Source organism: Actinokineospora iranica (assembly GCF_900101685.1).
Classification (GTDB): Bacteria; Actinomycetota; Actinomycetes; order Mycobacteriales; family Pseudonocardiaceae; genus Actinokineospora; species Actinokineospora iranica.
Window position 1 is genome coordinate 221,726 of record NZ_FMZZ01000010.1, and the last position, 21,630, is coordinate 243,355.

General features: G+C 70.4%; 14 protein-coding genes. 9 read left to right on the forward strand and 5 right to left on the reverse strand.

From position 1 onward, the window contains the following. Positions 1-33: 33 nt before the first annotated feature. Complete coding sequence (locus tag BLS56_RS20815; RefSeq protein WP_175482955.1) at positions 34-870, forward strand: PIG-L deacetylase family protein; 837 nt, start codon at positions 34-36, stop codon at positions 868-870. On the opposite strand, the gene BLS56_RS20820 is transcribed toward BLS56_RS20815, so the two are convergent. Together BLS56_RS20820 and BLS56_RS20825 are read right to left on the reverse strand one after the other, a co-directional pair. Then, complete coding sequence (locus BLS56_RS20820; protein ID WP_175482956.1) at positions 834-1,577, reverse strand: TylF/MycF/NovP-related O-methyltransferase; 744 nt, start codon at positions 1,575-1,577, stop codon at positions 834-836. The two genes, BLS56_RS20815 and BLS56_RS20820, sit on opposite strands and share 37 nt — an antisense overlap. After that, a complete protein-coding gene (locus BLS56_RS20825) occupies positions 1,577-2,767 on the reverse strand; it encodes a radical SAM protein (protein ID WP_091453565.1) in 1,191 nt (396 codons plus the stop codon). The genes BLS56_RS20820 and BLS56_RS20825 overlap by 1 nt, the downstream gene beginning before the upstream one ends. A gap of 225 nt (positions 2,768-2,992) precedes the next feature. Between BLS56_RS20825 and BLS56_RS20830 the strand changes: the two genes are divergently transcribed. Both BLS56_RS20830 and BLS56_RS20835 read left to right on the forward strand, forming a co-directional pair. Then, a complete protein-coding gene (locus BLS56_RS20830; RefSeq protein ID WP_175482957.1) occupies positions 2,993-4,780 on the forward strand; it encodes a B12-binding domain-containing radical SAM protein in 1,788 nt (595 codons plus the stop codon). A 21-nt stretch (positions 4,781-4,801) separates the two neighbouring features. Further along, positions 4,802-6,319 (forward strand): GMC oxidoreductase, encoded by a 1,518-nt coding sequence (locus BLS56_RS20835; protein WP_175482958.1) that lies wholly within the window; start codon positions 4,802-4,804, stop codon positions 6,317-6,319. Positions 6,320-6,353: 34 nt separating this feature from the next. On the opposite strand, the gene BLS56_RS20840 is transcribed toward BLS56_RS20835, so the two are convergent. Together BLS56_RS20840 and BLS56_RS20845 are read right to left on the reverse strand one after the other, a co-directional pair. Then, on the reverse strand, positions 6,354-7,628 hold the full coding sequence (locus tag BLS56_RS20840; RefSeq protein ID WP_091453574.1) for a glycosyltransferase family 4 protein: 1,275 nt from the start codon (positions 7,626-7,628) through the stop codon (positions 6,354-6,356). Further along, positions 7,615-8,886, reverse strand: coding sequence for a DegT/DnrJ/EryC1/StrS aminotransferase family protein (locus BLS56_RS20845; protein WP_091453576.1), 1,272 nt, complete (start codon positions 8,884-8,886; stop codon positions 7,615-7,617). Before BLS56_RS20845 ends, BLS56_RS20840 begins: the two co-directional genes overlap by 14 nt. Positions 8,887-9,748: 862 nt before the next feature. Between BLS56_RS20845 and BLS56_RS20850 the strand changes: the two genes are divergently transcribed. The 6 genes from BLS56_RS20850 to BLS56_RS20875 all read left to right on the forward strand — a co-directional run bounded on the left by BLS56_RS20850 (position 9,749) and on the right by BLS56_RS20875 (position 21,274). Beyond that, complete coding sequence (locus BLS56_RS20850; protein WP_175482959.1) at positions 9,749-11,854, forward strand: FHA domain-containing protein; 2,106 nt, start codon at positions 9,749-9,751, stop codon at positions 11,852-11,854. Next, positions 11,854-15,096 carry an MFS transporter gene (locus BLS56_RS32400; RefSeq protein ID WP_228771805.1) on the forward strand — a complete coding sequence of 1,081 codons (3,243 nt, stop codon included), beginning with the start codon at positions 11,854-11,856 and terminating at the stop codon, positions 15,094-15,096. Before BLS56_RS20850 ends, BLS56_RS32400 begins: the two co-directional genes overlap by 1 nt. A 196-nt stretch (positions 15,097-15,292) precedes the next feature. Continuing rightward, a complete protein-coding gene (locus BLS56_RS20860; protein ID WP_091453725.1) occupies positions 15,293-16,621 on the forward strand; it encodes a cation:proton antiporter in 1,329 nt (442 codons plus the stop codon). 254 nt (positions 16,622-16,875) lie between these two features. After that, the gene (locus BLS56_RS20865; RefSeq protein ID WP_228771811.1) at positions 16,876-17,892 is read left to right on the forward strand and encodes a Leg1-related protein; all 1,017 of its coding nucleotides are present in this window, start codon (positions 16,876-16,878) and stop codon (positions 17,890-17,892) included. A gap of 270 nt (positions 17,893-18,162) precedes the next feature. Beyond that, positions 18,163-18,666: a DinB family protein gene (locus tag BLS56_RS20870; RefSeq protein ID WP_091453579.1), complete on the forward strand. Its 504-nt coding sequence runs from the start codon at positions 18,163-18,165 to the stop codon at positions 18,664-18,666. A gap of 358 nt (positions 18,667-19,024) precedes the next feature. After that, complete coding sequence (locus BLS56_RS20875; protein ID WP_091453582.1) at positions 19,025-21,274, forward strand: NACHT domain-containing protein; 2,250 nt, start codon at positions 19,025-19,027, stop codon at positions 21,272-21,274. Positions 21,275-21,287: 13 nt separating this feature from the next. Here the strand turns inward: BLS56_RS20875 and BLS56_RS20880 are convergent, their stop codons facing one another. Further along, positions 21,288-21,620: a hypothetical protein gene (locus tag BLS56_RS20880; protein ID WP_091453584.1), complete on the reverse strand. Its 333-nt coding sequence runs from the start codon at positions 21,618-21,620 to the stop codon at positions 21,288-21,290. Positions 21,621-21,630: the final 10 nt, after the last annotated feature.

The window sequence follows — 21,630 nt, forward strand, 5'->3', positions numbered from 1 at the left end:
CTGGATGTGCTGACTCGGACCAAGGAGCGGACTGTGCACGGATTCACCGGTTCAACTGACGACGGGCCACTGTTAGCGCTGTCCCCCCATCTGGACGACGCGGTGATGTCGGCGGGCGCGGCGCTGGCCGCGGTCGCCGAAACCGGTCGGCAAGTGGTGGTCTGCACGGTCTTCGCGGGCAGTCCGCCGCCGCCGCTTTCCGGCCCCGCCACGGAGTTTCACCGTGACTGCGGCCTCGGCCCGGACGCGGTGGACGTGCGCAGGGCCGAGGACAGCGCCGCCGTCGCCGCGCTCGGCGCGGAACCGCTGCACCTGCCGTTCCTCGACGCGCTCTACCGGCGGCTCGACGGGGACTGGCTGTGCGCCTGGCTGGGCGCGCACTTCGACCCGGACCTGCCCGCGGAGCCCGACCTGGCGGCCGAGGTCACCGCGTCGCTGAGCGCGCTGCTGCGCGACCTGCGGCCCGCGGCGGTGTGGACGTGCGCGGCGGTCGGCGGCCACGTGGACCACCGGACGACCCTGGCCACCGCGACCGCCGCCTGCGCGGCCGAGGGCGTCGCCCTCGCCCTGTGGGAGGACCTGCCCTACGCCATCGGGCAGCCGCCCGCCGAGACCACCGGGCCCCTGGTGCCCACTCAGGCATCGGAATCGCACCGCGCGGCCAAGTTGGCGGCCGTCGGGCGCTATTCGTCCCAATTGGACATGCTGTTCCCGGATGGGCCGGGCTGGCGCGCGGCGTTCACCGGCCACGCGCACGCGCGGCTGGCGACGCACGGCGCGGCGGAACTGGTGTGGTCCGCCGCGCCGGTGGCACCGCCGTCGGGAGCCGACGCTCACGCGTCCGGGTTGGGGCTGTCGCCCAACCGGTGAACGAAGAACGCGCGGCCGTGCCAGCCGTAGCGGATGAACTCGCTGAACTCGTAGAAGCCGTCCGTGCGGGCGAAGCACTCGCGCATCGCCCGGCGCATCCCGAACCTCGGGTTGGCCCGGTTGCAGTTGTAGTCGTCCATCAGCAGCACCGCGCCGTCGGGCAGCAGGTGGCGGCCGAGCAGGTGGTCGAGCACCTCGACGCTGGAGGAGTAGAGATCGCAGTCGAGGTTGGCGATGGCCACCTGCTCGGTCAGCGGGGTGGCCCGCAGGCTGTCGGAGAACATGCCGGGCACGATGGTCCAGGCGCCCGGACCGAGCCTGCGGCCGAACTCGTGCCGCAGCATCTCCTCGGTTCCCGGGGGCGAGGCGTCCTCGTGCTCGCGCCAGTAGCCGCTGTCGGCCACCTCGTAGGAGATCGAGTCGACCGAGTTGGTGCTCTTCGGGAAGCCCTGGAACGAGTCGTAGACGTAGAAGTGCCTGGGGAAGGTCTGGGCGTAGAACTCCGTCTCCGCGCGGAACTCCGCGATCAGGTCGGCCAGCAGCAGCGAGCTGAAGCCCTCGAAGCAGCCGAACTCGGCGACCGCGCCGGGGATGTGGCTGCCGTAGACGTACTCGAAGGTGAGCCGGAAAGCCTCGCCGTAGATCCTGGTGGCACGGCCGAGGTCGCCGTAGGTGGCGTTCTCGACCTGGTCGAACGTACGGGTCATCATCGTCCTTCTGCCGGAGTGAGGGGTTCGTCGCTGAGGGTTTCGTCGCCGCGGGGTTTGTCGCCGTCCTTGGCGAACAGGGCTGGGTCGACCTCGATGTCCAGGCTCAGCTCGCAGCACCGGTAGCAGATCGGCTCCAGCTCCTGCTTGATCAGCTCGCGCATCCGGCCGTACATGTCGTTGTTCCACACCTCGCCGAGCGTGGTGTCCTTCACCGAGCCCATGACGGTGTCGGCGAACGGGGTGCAGCTGAGCACGTCGCCGTTGGGCAGCACGGTGGTCTGCGCCCACAGCTTCGGGCAGGTGGTCTCCTCCACCGTGGACTTCCAGTCGTCGGTGAAGAACGCGCTCTGCTGCTCGGAGGTGTAGCGGACCGGCGCGACAAGCACTTCCACCTTGTCCGAGCAGGTCTTGGCTTCCTCCAGCACGCGCAGCAGCACGGCGCGGTCGACGTCGGCGTGCTGGTGCTCGTTGCAGTAGCCGGTCCAGGACAGGAAAGGCCTGCCGGTGACGCCCTCGAACGCCGGGCGGCTGGCCTTGCCCTCCTCCTTGGTGAAGTACATGGCCAAGTCGACCGTCACCTGGTTGACGTCGAGCTCCTCGGCCAGCCGCACCATGCCCGGCAGCGAGGTGTAGTTCATCCCGGTGAGGGTGAAGTTGAGCGCGATGCGCGGCCCGCGGCCCGCCTTGCGGGTCGCCTTCTGCAGCGCCTTGATCCCGTCGACGACGCGCTCGAAGGACTTGCGGCCGCGGATCGGGTTGTTGATCTCCGCGGTGGGGCCGTCGAGCGAGACGTAGACGATGTCGATGCCGCCCTCGACCAGGCCGTCGGCCACCCGGGGCAGCAGCGTGCCGTTGGTGCTCATGTCGAGCTGGCAGCCCGGCGCGCGGATTTTGGCCTGCCGCACCAGTTCCAGCACGTCCGGGTGCATCAGCGGCTCCCCGCCCATCATGGAGATGCTGGGGTTCGGGTTGTGCGCGACCAGTTCGTCCACCAGCCCGTTCCACATGTCCAGGGTGATGTGCTCGCGCTTGACCTCCTCAAGCCAGGTGTTCTCGCTTGAGGAATCGCCGTAGAGCCAGCACTCGCGACAACTGAGGTTGCACGCCCAGTTGACGAAAACGGTGACATAACGCGGAACTTGCGGTAATGCGGGCTGTCGTGCGGGTTGTATAGGCAGATGGATCATGACATTCCTCCGAATGGCCGTAACGCACTCGAGCAGCCCTGAGGGCCCCCGCTAACCCTTGACATGGCTTTCGTAGATGCGTCTAATAAACCACGCGGGAGGTCGTCAGATCAAGGACCCCGCAGAAAGGGGTCCGATGTGGCGGACGCCGGAACAACCAACCCCATTCAAGTACTACTCATCAAACCCCCGATCAGATCCTGCATGGTGGAGATCGGCAGGCATATGCCGATCGGGCTCGCCTATCTCGCGGCCCAACTCCGGCAGGACGGCATGGCCGTCGAGATATTCGATTCCCTCGCCTGGACCGACGACAACCACGTCGTCGCGCCGGAGGACTACACCGACGCCGACCGGGCCAAGATCGCCGCGCATCCGCGCTGGCGCAACCTCGTGCACTGGGGCGCCACCTGGGACCGGATCACCGACAAGCTGCGCGCGGGCGCCTACGACGTCGTCGGCGTGTCCTGCATGTTCACCCCGTACTACGAGCCCGCCTACCAGCTGGCCAGGCTGGTCAAGGAGATCCTGCCGGAAGCGAAGATCGTCCTCGGCGGGCAGCACCCGACGGTCGCGCACCACCACGCGATGACCGAGACCGCCTTCGACGCCCTCGTCCTCGGCGAGGCCGAGGCCAACGTCGCGCCGGTCTTCCGGGCGCTGCACGAGGGCGAGAGCCTGCTCGGACAGGCGGGCGTCGCGTTCCGCTGCAATCGTGGGATGTGTGATTGCGCGGAACCGGCCGACCGGGTCCACCTCCAGCCGAGGGCGAATTTCCTGCAAGATCTGGACAGTCTTCCCCGGCCCGATGTCGGCCTGTTGGACATGGCGTCCTACGACGCCACGGCCACCTTGATCACCAGTCGCGGCTGCCCCTTTTCGTGTTCATTTTGCACTGTGCACGCGACGGTCGGGAAACAATTCAGGACCCGGTCGTCGAAAAATGTCGTCGACGAAGTCGAGCACTACGTCGAGGTGCACGGCATCCGCCGCTTCTTCATCGAGGACGACAATTTCACCTTCGACATCGCACGCGTGCACGAGATCTGCCGGGCCATCCGGGACCGGGGCCTGGACGTCGAGCTGCACCTGCCCAACGGCATGACCGTGGTCAAGCTCAGCGAGGAGCTGGTCAGCGACATGGCCGGGGCGGGCTTCCGCAGCCTGTTCCTCGGGCTGGAGACCACGGACATGGCCCGGCTGCGCAAGATCCGCAAAGGATTCACCTCGCTGGCCAAGGTCCGCGACGGCGCGGCGCTGTTCACCGAGAAGGGCGTGGACGTCGGCGCGTCGCTGATCGTCGGCCTGCTCGGGCAGAGCACCGCGGAGCTGATCAAGGACTCGGTCAACCTGATGCTGGCCGGGGTCCGGTTCTGGACCAACCCGTTCTACCCGATCCCCGGGTCGCCGGACTTCCAGCAGTGCCTGGGCGAGGGGCTGATCACCCACGACACCGAGCTCGCGCTGTATGACCAGTTCAACTTCGCGATCGGCTCCGACCGGCTCTCGCCCGGCGAGCTGTACTGGGCGTGGGTGAGCACCCAGGCCATGGCCCAGTGGCCCGCCTACGTGCTGGAGGGCGCGGCCCGGCGCGAGCGGGGGCCGGTGTCGCTGGCCGAGGGGCTGGAACGCCTGCTGGCGCACAGCACCGACCTGTTCGGGCCCGACGGCGGGCTGGAGGTGCCCGCGGTGCCGGTCATCGTGGACGGCGACCGGGTCCACGTGCACCCGGACGGCTGCTACGACTCGATGCAGCACATCGCGGACAAGCCGCGGCCGGACGGCCTGTGCACTTTCACCGGGGACGCGCTGGCGGCCGCGGTCAGCCTCTACACCGGTGTCGCCTACGGGGCCCGGCAGCTGCCGGGCAAGACCGACGGCCGCTGCGTGTTCGCGCTCAGCGTGGACGATGTCGACCCCGCCTTCGAGGGCACCTGCCGGACCGCCGTCGCCGTGCTGCGCGAGTCGCTGGACGAGTTGGCCGGGGAGCCCGACGCCGCGATGGCCGAGTAGGCGCTGGCGATGGAGCGGGCGATGGAGCGTCGGTACGACGTCTGCGTGATCGGCAGCGGCGCCGCGGGCGGCGTCGTGGCCAGCGAGCTGGTCGGCGCGGGCTGGGACGTGCTCGTCGTCGAACAGGGCGAGCACGTCCCGGGCGGGGCCTACCTGGTCGACCTGATCCCCGGCTACGAGACGGCCAGGGCCAGGACGATGACGGGGGAGTGGACCGAGGAGGGCTACCCGTGGACGGCCTGCTGCGTCGGCGGCGGCACCCGGTTCTACGCCGGGGTCTCGCTGCGGATGCGGCGGGTCGACTTCGACGCAGCGGGGCACGTCGCCCCGGACGCGCTGCCGCCAGCCTGGCCCTTCGGCTACGACGAGCTTCGCGCGCACTACGACTGGGCCGAGCGCGCGCTCGGCATCACCTCCGACGGCGGGCTGGACCCGCAGCGGCCGTCGCCGCCGCTGGACCTGCTGCCCGCGCACCGGCCGAGCGCGCGCGGGGCCGCGCTGGTCGCCGCGGGCCGCTCCCTGGGGATGCGGCCGTTCCCGGTGCCGCTGGCGGTGGCGTCGGCGGCTTTCGGCGACGCCCCCGCCTGCGCGGACCTCACCGCGTGCACCGACTACGCCTGCCCGTCCGGCGCCAAGGGCGACGTGCACCAGCGGCTGCTCGGCCCGCTGGCAGGCGCGCCCAACCTGACCCTGCGCACCGGGCTCAAAGCCGTCCGGCTGGTGCAGGACCGGCCCGGGCACGTCGGCGGGCTGGACTGCCTCGACCTGGCCACGGGCACGCGGGAAACCGTGCGCGCCGGGATGTTCGTGGTGGCGGCCAACGCGATCCAGAGCGCCGCGCTGCTGCTGCGCTCGCGGTCGGAGTTCGCCCCGGACGGCCTGGGCAACGACCACGGCATGGTCGGCCGCGGCCTGTGCATGAAGGCGGGCCAGCACGTGCGGGCGACCCTCGCCGAGGATCTGCCCGAGCCGCTGGTCGCCGCGGGCGGCCGCTACGCCACCGTCGCGCTCACCGACCACTACCTCGACCCGGACTGCCCGAGTGGGCTGGGCGGGCTGATCCTGGAGACCGGCCCGCTGGACGAGGATCGCGGCAACCCGCGCGTGCTGCGGGTGGAGTGCCTGGTGGGCGACCAGCCGATGGCGTCGAACCGGGTCGCGCTCGACTGGTCTGCCCTGGACGCCAACGGCCTGCCCAGGCTGGTCATCGACTACCGGCCGCACCCGCTGGACCTCGAACGCCTGGCGTACCTGCGCAAGCGGGCCGCCGAGCTGATGACCGCGGCGGGCGCCACCAGGGTGGTCACCGAGCCGATGGACTTCCCGCTGGGCAGCGCGCACCTGCACGGCACCTGCCGGATGGGAACCGACCCGCGCGCCAGCGTGTGCGACCCGGACGGCCGCGTGCACGCCACGGACAACGTCCGGGTCGCCGACGGCGCGCTGATGCCCTACCCGGGCGGGGTCAACCCCACCCTCACGATCCAGGCTCTCGCCCATCGTCTCGCCACTTCCCTGGTAGTGGACGGAAAACCGTGAGGGTCGCCGCCCGGCGACCCTCACGGCTGGTCGCTCACCGACGGGCGACGACCGAGGCGTAGACCTCGGCGAGCCGCCGGGTCACCGCCGCCAGGTCGAAGCCCGCCGCCCGCGCCATCCCCGCCGCGCCCTGCTCACCGCGCAGGTCCGGCGACTCCAGGAGCTTGCGGACCGCTGCGGCCAGCGCTGGCGGGTCCCACGGCGGCACGATCAGCCCCGCCGCCCCGTGCCCGACGACCTCGGGCAGCCCGCCCACCTCGGTCACGACCACCGCCCGGCCCGCGGTCAGCGCCTCCAGCACCGTCCCGCCCAGCTCCTCGTGCCGGGACGGGATGACCACGACCGCGGCCGACTTGACCGCCGCGGCGATCTCGGCGCGCTCAAGGTGCCCGCGCAGCTCGACGTGCCCGGTGATGCCCAGCCGGGCCAGCTCCGCCCGGCAGTGCCGCAACTCGTTGCCGTCCCCGCACATCACGAACCGCGCCGCCGTGCCTTCCCGCACCAGCATGGCCGCGGCGGCCACGTAGTCCGCCCAGCCCTTCTCCGGGGCGAACCGGCCGCAGTAGAGCACCACGGGCGGGCCGGGGTCCGGTTCCGGATCGGCGGCGGACGGCCGGAAGTCGTCCAGCCGCACGCCGTCCGGCACGATGTGCACCCGGTCCTCGGTGGTGAGGCCGGTGTCCACGTACACCTTGCGAATCCGCTCGGTGAGCACGACCGCCGCGTCCGCCCGCCGCACCGCCCACCGCTCGAAGAGCCGCGCGGGCCCGATGAGCACCTTGCCGAGCAGGCTCTCCGGGTGGAAGGTGGCGATCGCGCTGCAGTGCGTGGTGATCACCAGCGGCACGCCGAGCACCGCCTTGGCCACGACCGCGAACAGGAACGTCCAGGGCAGCTCGCTGCAGTGGACGTGGATCAGCGAGAACCGGCGGCGCCCGCCGCGCAGCCGCTGCCGCACGCACCACGCCGTCAGCGCCAGCCCCCAGGACACCAGCAGTCCGATGTAGCCCTTGGCCCTGGTGGGGATCGGGGCGATCGGCAGGGCCAGCAGCTCGAAGCGCGTGCGCGCGTCGACGTCCATGGTCTTGCCCATCCCCGGCCTGCGCGGGAACACCACGGTCTGCCGGGCGCCGAGCGCGGACATCTGCTCGGTGGTCTGCATGATCTGCACCTGCATCCCGCCGATCGGCTCGTACTGCAACTCCCGGTGGGTCAGCTCGCGCCCGGCCAGGTAGTAGTACGGGGTCAGCCGCAGGACGTGCAGATCCGGCTCAGAGTTCGGCTCAGAGTTCGGCTTAGAGTTCGGCATGGTGATCGCGGACCTTGGCCAGCGCGGCGACGACGTCCGCGGCGTCGGCCGGGTCGCCCAGCAGCGCGCCGTGGTGGAACAGCAGCGCCGACTCGGCGAACTTCTCCGCCCCGGAGTAGTCCCGCCCGACCGCCCGCGCGCGGCCTTCCGCTGTCCAGATCTCGGCGAACCGGCGCTTGGTGTGCGGCCGGAGCATCAGGCTCCGGTTCAGCGGGGCGTCCGGCGGGTAGACCGCCAGGCCCAGTTCCGCGCTGACCGCCTCGGCCACCCTGGTGGCGGGGACCGCGCCGAAAGTGCCTTCCTCGAAGAGGATTCCGTACTCGTAGATGGAGCGGCGCTCAGCCTGCGGCGGCACCGGGATCGGCTCGAAGCCGCCCAGCTCGGCCAGCCCGCGCTCCAGTTCGGCCGCGACCTTCTCCCGGTGCCGGTGCTGCGCGTCGAGCCGGGGAAGCTGGTCGAGCAGCACGGCGGCGGACAGCTCGGACATGCAGTAGTTGGCGCCCATCACCTCGCCCGCCTCGATCAGCTCCATCACCCCCGCGGGCACTTCCTCGTCTGGGTAGCGGCGCGAGTCCGCGCGCAGCTGCTGCGCCCGGCGGTAGAGCTCGACGTCCTTGGTTATCACCGCCCCGCCCTCGCCCCCGGCGAGCACCTTGCCGTTCTGGAAGCTGAACACCCCGACCGCGCCGAGTGCGCCGACCGCCCGGCCGCGCCACCGCGCGCCGTGCGCCTGCGCGCAGTCCTCGACCAGCGGGACGCCCGCCTGCTCGGTGACCGCGAGGATGCCGTCCAGATCGGCCACCGTCGCGCCCAGATGGACCACGATGACGGCTTTGGTCCGCTCGGACAGTCCGGCGCGGACGCTTTCCGCTGTGGCGCAACCGGTCCTCGGGTCCACATCGACCAGAACCGGGAGCGCGCCGCAGCGCAGCACCGCGGTGACCGGCGCGACCCAGGTCATGGCGGGCACGACCACCTCGTCGCCGGGGCCGACGTCGAGGGCCTCCAGGGCGACCAGCAGCGCGCTGGACCCGTGGTCGACGCTCACGCAGTAGGGGACGTCGTTGTAGCGGGCCCATTCCTCCGCGAAGCGCCGCTCCCGCGCCTTGGCTCCGTCGCTCGGCCAGCTGATCGCCCACCGCCCGGACCGGATGGCCGCGACGACCTCCTGCTCGGTCGCGGCGTCGTGCTGCGGCCACCGCGGCCAGGCCCGGTCGTGGCGGACCGGAGTTCCACCGAGAACGGCGAGTCGGCTCATGAACGCTCCTTGTCGTAGCCGTGCTGGACAGTCGGGACCGGGTGCGTCCCGAGGGGATCTGGCGAATGTCGTGCGGGGCGCGGTTCCGCCCGGGTATGCTGGCGTCGTCACGAGCCGCGACCCGATCCGGGTTTCACGTGCCCTTTCTCCGGTGTCCGGTTTCGGCATGATCCCGGGTGGGCCGGTGTCCGGCAAGCCGTTCGCGCTCGGCCCTGCGGTGCCCGTTATCGAGCGTCGGCATTGTTTCCCCAGTTTCGGCGAGGCGGCATTCGGTTGTCGTCGGTGGTGTGCCCGCGCGGGTGCCGGGACGCCGTTTTGGCTATTCATGAATGCGCACCGATAGGCCATTCGGCCGACCGGCGGCGCGCTTTTGGCGGTCCTGGGATCGATTTCTTCCGGCGCTGAGTCGCCTCCCCGTCGAGGCTCCCGTCCCCGTCGTGCCGCACGAGTTCGGAAGCTCAAAAGCATCATACGAAGGTGTCAAGAGCGGCGATCGGGGCATTGTGCCCTTGACCGGCGAGGATGCCGACCGGATTCGAGAGAGATGCGCCATTCGCCCGCACCTGGGCAGCCGATCGGCCCTCCGTGGCGTATTCGATTTAGGGCGTTCGGGTGAGCAACGGCCCAATGCGCGCGCTTGGCGGTATCTGGCTACGTCCAGAAGCACTCTTTAAGGCATTCCACTCACACATGTCCGGTTCGCCGCTATAGTGGCCACCTGAGGGGGTGACACGGGGGTCGGCGGTTCACGTGAAGGGCAGCCAGGGGCATGTGTTGTCCTGGTCCTAAGTCACGACCTCTTGTGCTTCGCCCTTTTCCCTGTCTGTCTCACCAAACGCGACTCAAGTAAAGGAATCGCACGATGGGCAAGACCGTTAGTCCGACACGACTCTGGAAGCGGGCGTGGTCCGGCCGCGCGCGCCAGACCGCGCTCATGGTCCCGGTGGCCACGGCTGTCGTGCTCGGGGCCGCGGGTCTTGTGCTGGGGGGCGGCGCCCGCCCACCGCTGTTGACCTCGGCGGGAATCGCCCTGTTCGCCGCCGTCGCGACCTTCGTCGTGTTCTCCATGACCGCGGCCGCCCCCGTCCCCGGCCACCTCGACGGCACCACCCTCGGCGACGGCGAAGAGGCCCACGACGAGGACCTGACCGGCGTCCGCGACCCGGACTTCCTCGCCCTCGGCCTCGGCGGCACCAACATGATGGCGATGCTCTGGTCGGTGGCCATGGGCAGGCGCGTGGTCGGCGTCGAGATGCGCGGCGACCCGTCGCTGGGCGTGCACTGGAACATCCGCGAGGACCTGTACCACCACTTCGGCCTGATCGACCAGATGATGCTCGACCGCTACGGCCCCGACGGCGTCCCGAAGCGACAGGACGGCAAGCCGTTCCTGCTCGCCGAGTGCTTCTACCACCCGGACACCGCCGCGGGCGCGGTCGCCGCGGACGAGGTCGTCACCGGCTTCCTCGACTCGCACCTGGGCGAGGAGTCGCACATCTCCGGGATCATCCACCACACCGAGTTCATCGATGACCGCTGGCACAACGGCGAGCCGCAGCGCATCGTGACCGTGGTCCAGTCCGCGCTGCCGCCGACCGAGCACGACCCGTCCAAGATCGGCCGCAGCATGGTCGACGTGCTCGACGGCCCGTCCACTTTCCAGGCGGGCGCGTCGGAAGTCCTGATCCTGCAGCGCCGCTACCTTGAGGCCATCGAGGAGATGGACCGCGAGCGCGGCCTGGAGCGGCCGCGCGTGCGGTTGTTCACCAGCCACCGCGTGGTGACCCCGAGCGACGACGGCGGGATGCTCGCCTGGTTCCGTCGCGACGAGGGCTTCGTGCCCCGGTCGGACGGTCGCAAGGGGATTCGGATCGAGAAGATCCGCGAACTGGACTACAAGGGCAAGTTCAAGCGGGTCCGGGTGCCCGGCACCAAGGTCATCGATCTCGGCGTGCCGGAGCTGTTCATGATCGCCCAGGGTTTCGACAGCGGCGACGCCACCCGGCTCGGCTTCCGCCAGCAGCCGGTCAAGGTCGACCACCAGGACGGCCGCGGCCCGGTGGTGGCCCAGGCCGACTACCTCGCCGGTCTGCTTGAGGTGCTGGTCGACGGCCGCCTGCGCAGGCGCATCGCCTCGGAGTTCGACAAGGAGGGCAACGAGTACTGGGTGCGCCAGATCGCCGTCGGCCACCAGGACGACCCCGAGGTCGGCTGGATTCTGGTCCAGGTGCCCGACTTCAAGACCTTCGACCCGATCCTGGCGGGCCTGGTCCCGGAAGGCACGGACAAGGACACCCCGGAGTACTTCGCGGCCTACCAGTTCCTCCTCCGCGACTACTACCTCGAACAGGTCTCGCACATCGTCGAGATCCCCAAGAAAGACCTGGAGAAGGTCCAGATGCCCTATGGCCCCAAGCTGTTCAGCCTCATCGAGCAGGTCGGCGACGACGCGCTCATCGCGGCCAACGGCGTTGTCGCGGGCGACTCGTTCGGCAACGGCCACTTCCTGACCAGCGGCGGCGCCATCACCGGCATGGTCGGGCACGGCGCCCGGGTGCTGCGCTACTGGGAGGCCCGCGCCGCGGGCGTCGCGCACGAGACCGCCGTCCGCACGCTCGCGGACGGCATCAAGGAGGACACTGAAGGGTGGCTGCACGTCAGCGCCCAGGAGTTCAGCCAGGCCGTGCCGATCAACTTCGGCGCCGAGCGCATCGAGAAGATCTCCGCGGCCAGCGGAAAGTCCACCATGGAGCGGGCGACCACGATCGACGCGACCCGGCGGCACCGGCACTCGCTCGCGCCGCTGGACTACTCCGACTGGCGCAGGCTGGTCATCCGCAGCGGCCGCACCTACGCCGAGCCGCTGCCCCCGCTGAGCCAGGTGCACCCGGCGCTGCGCGACCGGATGCCCGCTGCGGCCGAGCCGGTCATGGCCGACGCCGAGTTCGCGACGGCGGGTGGCGCCTGATGTCGACCACACCTGAACCGCGCCCGGTCCCGGCGCTGCGCACCTTGCGAGAGCGCCAGTTGGCGCTGGTGGTGCTCAGCGTGGGCACCCTGATGATCATCCTCGACAGTTCCGTGGTGAACGTCGCGTTGCCCACCATCCAGGCCGAGTTGGGCTTCTCGCAGTCCGAGTTGGCCTGGGTGATCAACGCCTACCTGATCCCGTTCGGCGGCCTGCTGCTGCTGGCGGGCAGGCTCGGCGACCTGTTCGGCCGCAAACGGCTCTTCCTCGGCGGTCTCGCGCTGTTCACCGCCGCGTCGGCGGCGTGTGGCCTCGCGCAGACCAAGGAGATGCTGATCGGCGCCCGGTTCGTGCAGGGCATCGGCGGCGCGATGGCCTCGGCCGTGGTGCTCGGCATGATCGTCACGATCTTCCCGGGACGGCGGGAACAGGCGCGGGCGATCAGCATCTACGCGTTCGTCGCCGCGTCCGGCGCGTCCGTCGGCCTGCTCGCGGGCGCGGCGCTCACCGAGGCCGTCAACTGGCACTGGATCTTCTTCGTCAACCTGCCCATCGGCGTCGTGGCGATACTGTTCGCGGCCAGGCTCCTGGACGAGAACCGCGACGGCGACACCGGCAAGAGCCCCGACGTGCTCGGCGGCGTGCTGATCACCGCGGGCCTGTCGCTGCTGACCTACACCATCGTCCAGGCCGCCGACCACGGCTGGGTCTCTGCGCGCACCCTGCTGCTCGCCGCTGGCGCGCTCGTGCTGGTGCTCGGGTTCGTCTACCGCCAGGCGCGGGCGAAGAACCCGCTGGTGCCGCTGGGGATCTTCCGCGCGCGGAACGTGGGCTGGGCGAACCTGATCCAGACGCTGATGGTCGCAGGCTTCGCGGGCATGTTCTTCCTCGGCGCGCTGTACCTGCAGAACGTCCTGGGCTACAGCGTCGCCGAGATCGGCTTCGCGTACCTGCCGCTGACGGTGGCCATCGCGGTGCTCTCGCTCAAGGCAGCGCCGAAGCTGATCGAGAAGGTCGACGCCCGCACCCTGCTGGTGCCCGGTCTGCTGCTCGTCGCGGGGGGCCTCGCGTTCTTCGCCAGGGTGCCGGTCGACGGGACCTACTGGGTCGACGTCTTCCCGGTCATGGTGCTGCTCGGCGTCGGCGCGGGTATCTGCTTCCCGGCCCTGCTCACCGCGGCCATGTCGCAGGCGACCAGCGAGGACGCGGGTGTGCGCTCCGGGCTGGTCAGCACCACCCAGCAGATCGGCCCCGCGCTCGGTCTGGCGGTGCTGGCGGCCCTGTCGACCGCCCGCACCCGCGACGCCGTCGCCGAGGGCGAGCCGCTGGCCGAGGCGCTGACCAGCGGCTACCAGCTGGCGTTCCTGATCGGCACGGGTTTCGTGCTCGTCGCGATCGCGCTGACCGTGACCGTGCTCAAGCCCGCGGCGCCCAAGACCGCGCCGGAAGCGCTCGACCACACCACGGTCGGCGACCGGGCGGAGAACCTCACCGGCGTCCGCGACCCGGAGTTCCTGGCCCTGGGCCTGGGCGGGACCAACATGATGGCGATGCTCTGGTCGGTCGCCATGGGCAGGCGGTCGGTCGGCGTCGAGATGCGCGGCGACCCCAACTTCGGCGTCATGCACTGGCAGGTGCGCGAGGAGCTGTACCACCACCTCGCCGAGATCGACCGGATGATGCTCGCCCGCTACGGCGCCGACCGCATCCCCAAGCGCGGCGACGGCAGCCTGTTCCTGCTCTCGGAATGCTTCTACAGCACCAAGACGCAGTCCGGCGACGTCGCGGCCGACGAGGTGGTCAGCGGTTTCGACCTGGAGTCGCACGTCGGCGGCGTGCTGCGGCACAGCGAGCACATCGACGACCGCTGGGTCGACGGCGTGCCCAACCGGGTCGTCCGCGCCCAGGGCGCGGCGACCCCGCCCGCCGAGCCCGACCCGAGTGTCCTCGGCCGGGACATGTCCGAGGTCTTGGAGTCGCGCTCGGTGTTCCTCTCCGGCGCGGAAGAGTTGCTGGTGCTGCTGCGCCGCTACCTTGAGGGCATCGAGGCGATGGACCTGGCAGCGGGCGTCGAGTCGCCGCGCGTGCGGCTGTTCCTCAGCCACCAGGTGGTCGACCCGACGCAGGGCCTCGGCCGCGCCACCCAGCGCGGCGCCGACCAGCCCGGGTTCGAGCGGCTGCCGGACGGGCGGGTGCGCGTGCGCATCGAGGCCATCCGCAACCTGGACTACAAGGGCCGGTTCAAGCGGGTGATCGTGCCCGGCACCGAAGTCATCGACCTCGGCGTCCCGGAGGTGTTCGTCGTCGCCCAGGGCCAGCACAGCGAGGACGCCGAGCGGCTGGGCTTCACCCAGCGCGAGGTGATGATCGACCACGGCGACGGCCGCGGCCCGGTCGTCGCGCAGGCGGACTACCTCTCCGGCCTGATCGAGGTCCTGATCGACAGCCGAATCCGGCAGCGGGTCGCGACCGAGTTCGACAAGGAGGGCCTGCCCTACACGGTCCGCCAGGTCGTCATCGGCCACGAGGACGACGCCGAGATCGGCTGGACGCTGGTGGAGGTGCCCGAGTTCAAGACCTTCGACCCGGTGCTGGCGGGCCTGGTCCCGGTGGGCACCCCGATCGACTCCGCGGAGTACTTCGCCGCGCACCAGCACCTGCTGCGCGACTTCTTCCTGGAGCAGACCTCGCTGTTGGTCGAGGTCTCCAAGGCCGAGCTGGCCAAGGTGCAGCTCACCTACGGGCCGAAGCTGTTCCGCCTGGTGGAGAAGATCGGTGAGGACGCGCTGCTCACGCCCAACGGGGTGGTCGCGGGCGACTCGTTCGGCAACGGCCACTTCGGCGCCAGCGGCGGCGCGATGACCGGCATGATCGGGCACGGCTCCCGGGTGTTGCGCTACTGGCAGGCCCGCGACGCGGGCGTCGCGCACGAGGATGCGGTCCGCGCCCTCGCCGACGGCATCAAGGAGGACACCGAGGCCTGGCTCAAGGTCAGCGAGCGGGAGTTCAGCCCGCTGCCCGACGGCGGCGCCGGGGTGGCCGCGACCATCGAGGCCACCAGGAAGCACCGCACGGAACTGCTCCTGCGCGACCACTCCGACGAGTGGACCAGGGTGGTGATCGTGGCGGGCAGGCTGCACGCGTTCGTGCTGCCGGAACTGTCCACAACGCACCCGGCCACCCGCACCGGCCCGCTCGCGGCCGAGGCGGCGGACGAACTCGCCCCCGCCAGGAACAGCTGACCGCGGGCCAAGCCGGAAGGCGGCCGTCCGCGGGCGTGCCACCGAAGCTGTCCATAGCAGCCGGAAAGGCGCGACCGGGCCGCTCGCGGCCGAGACCCGCGCCAGGAACGGCTGACTGCCAGGCAATGTGACCGCGACCGGCGGCGGATAGGCCACTGTGGACTATCCGCCGCCGGTCGCGCGCTCGAAGGAGTCCATGATCATGACGCTGGCCGCGGTGCCGGTGCCGTCCATCGCCCACCACCAACTGCTCGTCTTCCTCCTGCAGATCGGCCTGGTGCTCGGCCTGGCCACCATCCTGGGCAGGCTCGCCGTCCGGCTGCGGCTGCCCGCGGTCGTCGGCGAACTGCTCGTCGGCGTGCTGCTCGGGCCGTCGCTGCTGGGCGCGACGGCGCCGGGCCTGTCCGCCTGGCTCTTCCCCGCCGACCCCGGCCAACTGCACCTGCTCGACGCCGTCGGCCAGATCGGGGTGCTGCTGCTGGTCGGCATCACCGGCATCCACCTCAACCTCGGCGTGATCCGCGGGCAGGGGACGATCGCCGTCCGGACCAGCGCGGGCGGCCTGCTCATCCCGCTCGGCCTCGGCGTCGCGATCGGCTACCTGCTGCCCGGGTCGCTGCTCGCGGACTCGGCCGACCGCACGGTGTTCGCGCTGTTCCTCGGCGTTGCGCTGTGCGTGAGCGCCATCCCGGTCATCGCGAAGATCCTGCTGGAGATGCGGCTGCTGCACCGCGACATCGGCCAGCTCACGGTGAGCGCCGCCGCCGTGGACGACGTGGTGGGTTGGCTGCTGCTCTCGGTGGTGTCCGCGATGGCCACCACCGGTGTCCGAACAGGGCAGGTCCTCGTCGCGGTGGGCAGCGTGCTGCTGGTCGTGGTGGTGGCCTACCTGCTCGGCCGCCCCCTCGTCCGCGGCGCCCTGCGCGCGGCGAACCGATCCGAGGACTCCGGCCCTACCGTCGCGGTCGTGTCGATCCTGCTCCTGCTCTCCGCGGCGGCCACCCACGCGATGAAACTGGAGGCCATCCTCGGCGCGTTCGTGTGCGGCATCGTCATCGGCTCATCCGGCCTGCTCGACCACGAGAAGCTGGCCCCGCTGCGCACGTTCACGATGGCGGTGCTGGCGCCGGTCTTCTTCGCCACCGCCGGACTGCGCATGGACCTCACCGCGCTGGCCAAGCCCCCGGTGCTCCTGGCGGCGGCCGGTGTCCTGCTGGCGGCGGTCATCGGCAAGTTCGGGGGCGCGTACCTCGGCGCGCGGTTCAGCGGCCTGTCCCGCTGGCAGTCCCTGGCCATCGGCGCGGGCCTCAACGCCCGCGGCGTGATCGGCCTGATCGTCGCGATGACCGGCCTGCGGCTGGGCGTGCTGAGCACGGACGCGTTCACCATCGTCGTGCTCGTCGCCATCGTCACCTCCCTGATAACCCCACCCACCCTCCGCTACGCCCTCCGCAAGATCCCCCAAACGGACGAGGAGCACACCCGCGAGAAGTCCTTCGGCGCCTACGCCAGGGAATCCACTTGACCATCCCGCCCACGAGACACGGAACCCGGCCGTGCGTATGACTGGGGACGCGGCAAAAGCGCATCCGGCTGCCGCCAGCGGGAAATGATCAAGATGCGTGGCGCCCGCTTCGGGGGCTTCGCTCCCCGGCATGACGACCCTCCCCGCCTGAGGTGGTGGTGCCGGACAAGGACCTAGGACGACAACTGGGTCTACGCGACCATGCCCGCCCTGTTGCCGCTCACACGCGTGCCGGTGAGACTGAAGCGTTGACCGTGCGCCTTCCGGCAAGCGGGCTGGTCGACCGGCCGCCGTCGGACGCGGGCCGGATGTCGCGGAGGAGTGTCGTCATGGGCCACCCGGAAGAGCTGGCGGCACTGGACCTGCATGGGGTCTGGACGACGGCGGCGGAGCTGACCGGGACGTTCGACCCGTTCCGTTTCGAGCAGCGGATGGCCGCCTACCGGCTGATGATCAACAACACCAACCCGGACGATCGCTTCGGCGCCGACAACCGGCGGAACCCATTGTGGAGCCTGATGTTCCAGCACCAGTGGCAATACCGCACAGGCAGGCTCGGCGCGAGCACCCGACAGGACGGGCGAATCGACCCCGACTCGCCGTGGGGCTACGGCAACTACACGCTCTGCGTCATCCCGTGGTTGGCCGCCGTGGTCGCCGGGGTGGCGCCTGCCCTGCCCGTCGCCGACCCTCCGACTCGTTCCCGGTTCCGCTACGTGGCAGGCGGAGCGGTGCCGGAGGAACTCGCGGGCGCGGTGACCGACTGGCGTGCCTACTTCACTCTGGTGAGCAATCCCGGGCCCACGGACCCGGAACCGGCGCTCCTGGCACTGTGGAAAGCCCACAAGACCTGCCTGGACGTCGTGGTCGACGCGATCACGGCCGTCGACGCCGCGCCCTGGCCCGAACTGGAGATGACCTTCCTGCGCGGCTGGTGCCGGATGGTCGACTACCTGTGGGCGGCGGCCTGGCCCACCGACTTCGAGTTCATGACCGCGCACGGCCTCGACGTTCTGCCCGAGTCGCTGCTCACCGCCCCCGAGGACGTGCGCGCTCTGCCGCCCAAGGTTCGCCGCAACGTCGACAACGTGCTCAAGCTCGCGGTCACCCCGAACTGGCGCTACCACATCAACCTGATGCTGTGGAAGCGAATCATGCGCACCCGCGAGGCCCGTGACCAGGTGCTGCCGCTGCTCGGCGCCGTGTTCGAGTCCCGGCCGGACAACGCCGCCGAACGCCGCAAGCTGATCGGCTACCTGCTGCGCCCCTGACCGCCGCCCCCTCGCCGGGGCACACCGGATCGCGGTACCGATAAGGCATGATGAAGACGGGCCGGTCCAGCGGTCACCCCAGCTTCGAGCGGTGAACCTCTTCAGGTCGCTCACTGGCCCTCACCCGATATCGTGAGCGCGCTCAGGCCTCGACCGCGCCCCGGGCTTCGGGCTCGTCACCTAAAACGGCGATCGTCGCCTGCGAGCCGATTCTCGTGCCCGCCAAGGCGGACTGCCCATACATCCGATCCATAGAACGGAGTGCGATCCATGAGCACCGACAGAATTACCGACGGCCCCGAACGGGCGATCATCGAGAACATGCTCGACCGCAACCGCGAGGCCCTGATCGAGACCGTGCGGGGCCTCTCCGAAGCCGACGCACGCCGCAGGCTCGTCGCCTCGCTGACGACACCGATCTCATTGATCAAACATGCCGCGGCCGCCGAGCGAATCTGGTTCCAGCGATTCTGGGCAGGTCTGGACGAATCGGAATGCGATGGATACTCGAACCGGGACGAGGGCACCTTCGCCGTCGCGGACGACGAGACCGTGGTCGACGTGATCGCCGAATTCACCCGCGCCAGCCGACGATCACGTGAGATCGCCGCCCGCTTCACCCTGGACGACACCAAGGACAACCCGCGTGAAGGAACAGTCAGTATGCGCTGGACGCTGCTCGCCATGATCGAGGAATTCGCCCGCCACGCTGGGCACGGCGACATCCTTCGCGAACAGATCGATCAAAAGGCCCGAGGCCAGAGTGGTGCCTGAACTCGTTGGGCATGGAAGTGGCGAGAAGACGTCATCGCCACTTGGCCGATCGACTGGACCAAGATCATCCACTAGTGTGACCGGCGAGCCGAGTGGGCACGCGTCGCGGTTGGGTTCGACCGAGGCCGCGCCGATTCCGAAGGGAGACCGCCGAATAGCCCTGTCCGCCTTGCCATGGAAGAGTTCGGCCGGTGATCGGCGCGATCTCTCGCTTGCTGTTTCCGGCCGAGGAGGTCCTGTCCCGGGAGGTCCATTCCGGGCTGCGCCTGCCGCGTCCTGAGGGTCCGGCGTACCGGGGTGCGTCCCCGGGCGCGCGGGTTGGTAGAACCTGACTAGGACGACCGGTTGGGGGCATGAGATGACAGAGCAGTTCGGCGCGCTGCTCCTGGAGTTCCGTAGGCAGGCCGGGTTGACTCAGGACGAGTTGGCCGCCCGGTCGGAGATCGCGGTGCGCACCATCCGGCGGTTCGAGACCGGGGCGCACACGAACCCGCAGGTGGGCACTGTGCGTCGGCTGGCGGCGGCACTTGATCTGTCCACGTCGGACCAGGCGAGGCTGCTCGCAACGGCGGGCAAGTTCGGGCAGCGGGCCGACGATCCAGCCACAGTGGACTCGCCGCAGGACGGCAGGCCCGCGCGGCAGCTGACAGCGAACGAGCACGAGCTGCTCGAAGCTGCCAACGAGCTCGCCGACGTGGTGCGGGCCCGGTGGCAGCAGGAGGAGGTCCGGCGCCGGATTCACGATCCCGGCCCGTTGCCGGTGCGGTGGCGCTCGGCGGGCGCCGAGCTGACCGACGGTGACGCGCCGACCGATCTCGGGGGAGCGCTCGACCAGATCGTGTCCTGCTACCGGCGCGTTCCGTCCGGCAGGCTTGTCGTGCTCGGCCAGGCAGGCGCGGGCAAGAGTATGCTCGCCGTCCGGCTCGTCCTCGACCTGCTCGACCCGTCGACCGCCGCGGGCGCGGTCCCGGTGGTCATCGGCATCAGCTCATGGCATCCGGCCAAGACGTCCTTCCACGAGTGGCTGGCCACTCAGCTGATCCGGCACTACCCCGGCCTGGCCAAACCGAGCCGCAGCGGTTCGACGCTCGCCGCCCGGCTGATCGAGAGCGGCCGGATTCTCCCGGTGCTCGACGGCTTCGACGAGATCGCCGACGGGCTGCACCAGCCCGCGCTGGCCGCCCTCAACCAGATCACCCTGCCACTCGTGCTGACCAGCAGACCGGACGAGTATCGGGACGCGGTCGACGCCACCAGGGTGCTGCGCGGCGCGGCGGCCATCGAGTTGGCCGACCTCACCGTCGCCGACCTCGCCGACTACCTGCCGCGCACCGCGCGCAAGGCCGCCAGCGACGTGGTGACCAAGTGGGACCCGGTGCTGCGCGGGCTGGCCGATCAGCCCGACAGCCCGCTGGCCGCCGCGCTCACCACCCCGCTCATGGTCGGCCTCGCCCGTGTCATCTACAGCGACACCGCTGACCGCGACCCGGCCGAGCTGCTCGCCACCGAGCGGTTTCCCACCGTGGAAAGCATCTCCGACCATCTGCTGACGAGTTTCGTGCACACCGCCTACCGGCGCCAACCGCTCGATCGAACCGTGGGCCTTGACGAACGCTGGTCGGTCGAGCAGGCCACGCGGTGGCTTCGGTTCCTCGCCACGCACCTGACCAGGCGGCGCACCACCGACTTCGCCTGGTGGGAGTCCGGCACCGCGCTGGGCCGCGGGCCGCGAACCCTGGTGATCGCCCTGTTCACGGGTGTCACGGCCACCCTGGTCGACTGGCTGGTGGAAGGCGCCGCGAGCGCGTTCGGGGTGCGGGTCGGGACCAGTCCGTGGTTCGTCTCCGGCCTGCTGATCGGTTTCCTCGCCGCCGTGCTCATGGTGGTCAGCTACCGGTTGATGGTCGGCCGCGGGGTGCCGCCGCCGCTGTATCTGCGGATCAGCGTGCGCGGCGGCGGCTGGCGGCCGAGCGCGACGACGAGAACCCGGCTGCGGCACGGTGTCCTCTGCGGGCTCGTGTTCGGCGTCTGCCTTGGCACCGCGCACAACCTTCTCGCGCTGGTGACGTCCCCGTCCGCGGCCGCGCTCGTGGTCTGGACGGTCGACGCGATCATGTTCGGGCTCGTCTACGCGCCTGCGGGCGCACTCGTGTTCTGGATAATCAGCATGATCGAGGCCCCGGTCGACCTCGCGTCTGCGGGCAGGCCCGCCGACCTGATCCGCGCCAACCGCAGGGTCTTGGTCGGCCCGGCGCTCGTGCTCGTGCCGTTGTTCGCCGGATTCATCGTGGCCACGGCCGAGGTGCTGGCCGCGCTCGACGCCGGTCGGCCGTTCGGACTCGAACTCGACTGGACACCGCCGCTCGTCATCGCGGCGGGCCTGGTCAGCGCGATCAGCGGCGGCGCCGGTTATGTGCTCGGCATGACCCCGTGGGGCCAGTGGCTGGTGTTCGCGCGGATCTGGCTGCCGCTCACCGGGCGGCTGCCCTGGGCGGTGGTCGCGTTCCTTGAGGACGCGTGCCTGCGCGGCGTGCTCCGCCAGTCCGGCCCGTACTACCAGTTCCGCCATGCCCGCCTTCAGGCCCATCTCGCGGCCGGACACGCCTGACAGGACCTGGCAGTCAACTCGTGGACATCTCGGCGAGCACCGCGCCGAACCGCTGCCGTGCCTCGTCGTCGGTGGCAGCCACCCGATTCGCGCTTGACAACAGGCCTTCCGCGGTTTGCCTGCTCTGGTCGATCAGGCCGAGCAGTTCCTGCTGCCACGTCTCAGCGCACTTCTTCAGCGCTTCCGTGGTCAGCCAGCCCGGATGCCGCTCCACCGCCGTCCTGGTGCTGGCGAACAGGTTGTCGACGTTGTTCTTCGACGTTTCCGCGTCCGTCCTGATCCGGTCGGCGATCAGCCGCACCACTTCCGGGGTCATGGTGATGAAGTCGTTCTGCGGTGGCGCCATTCGCTCGTCT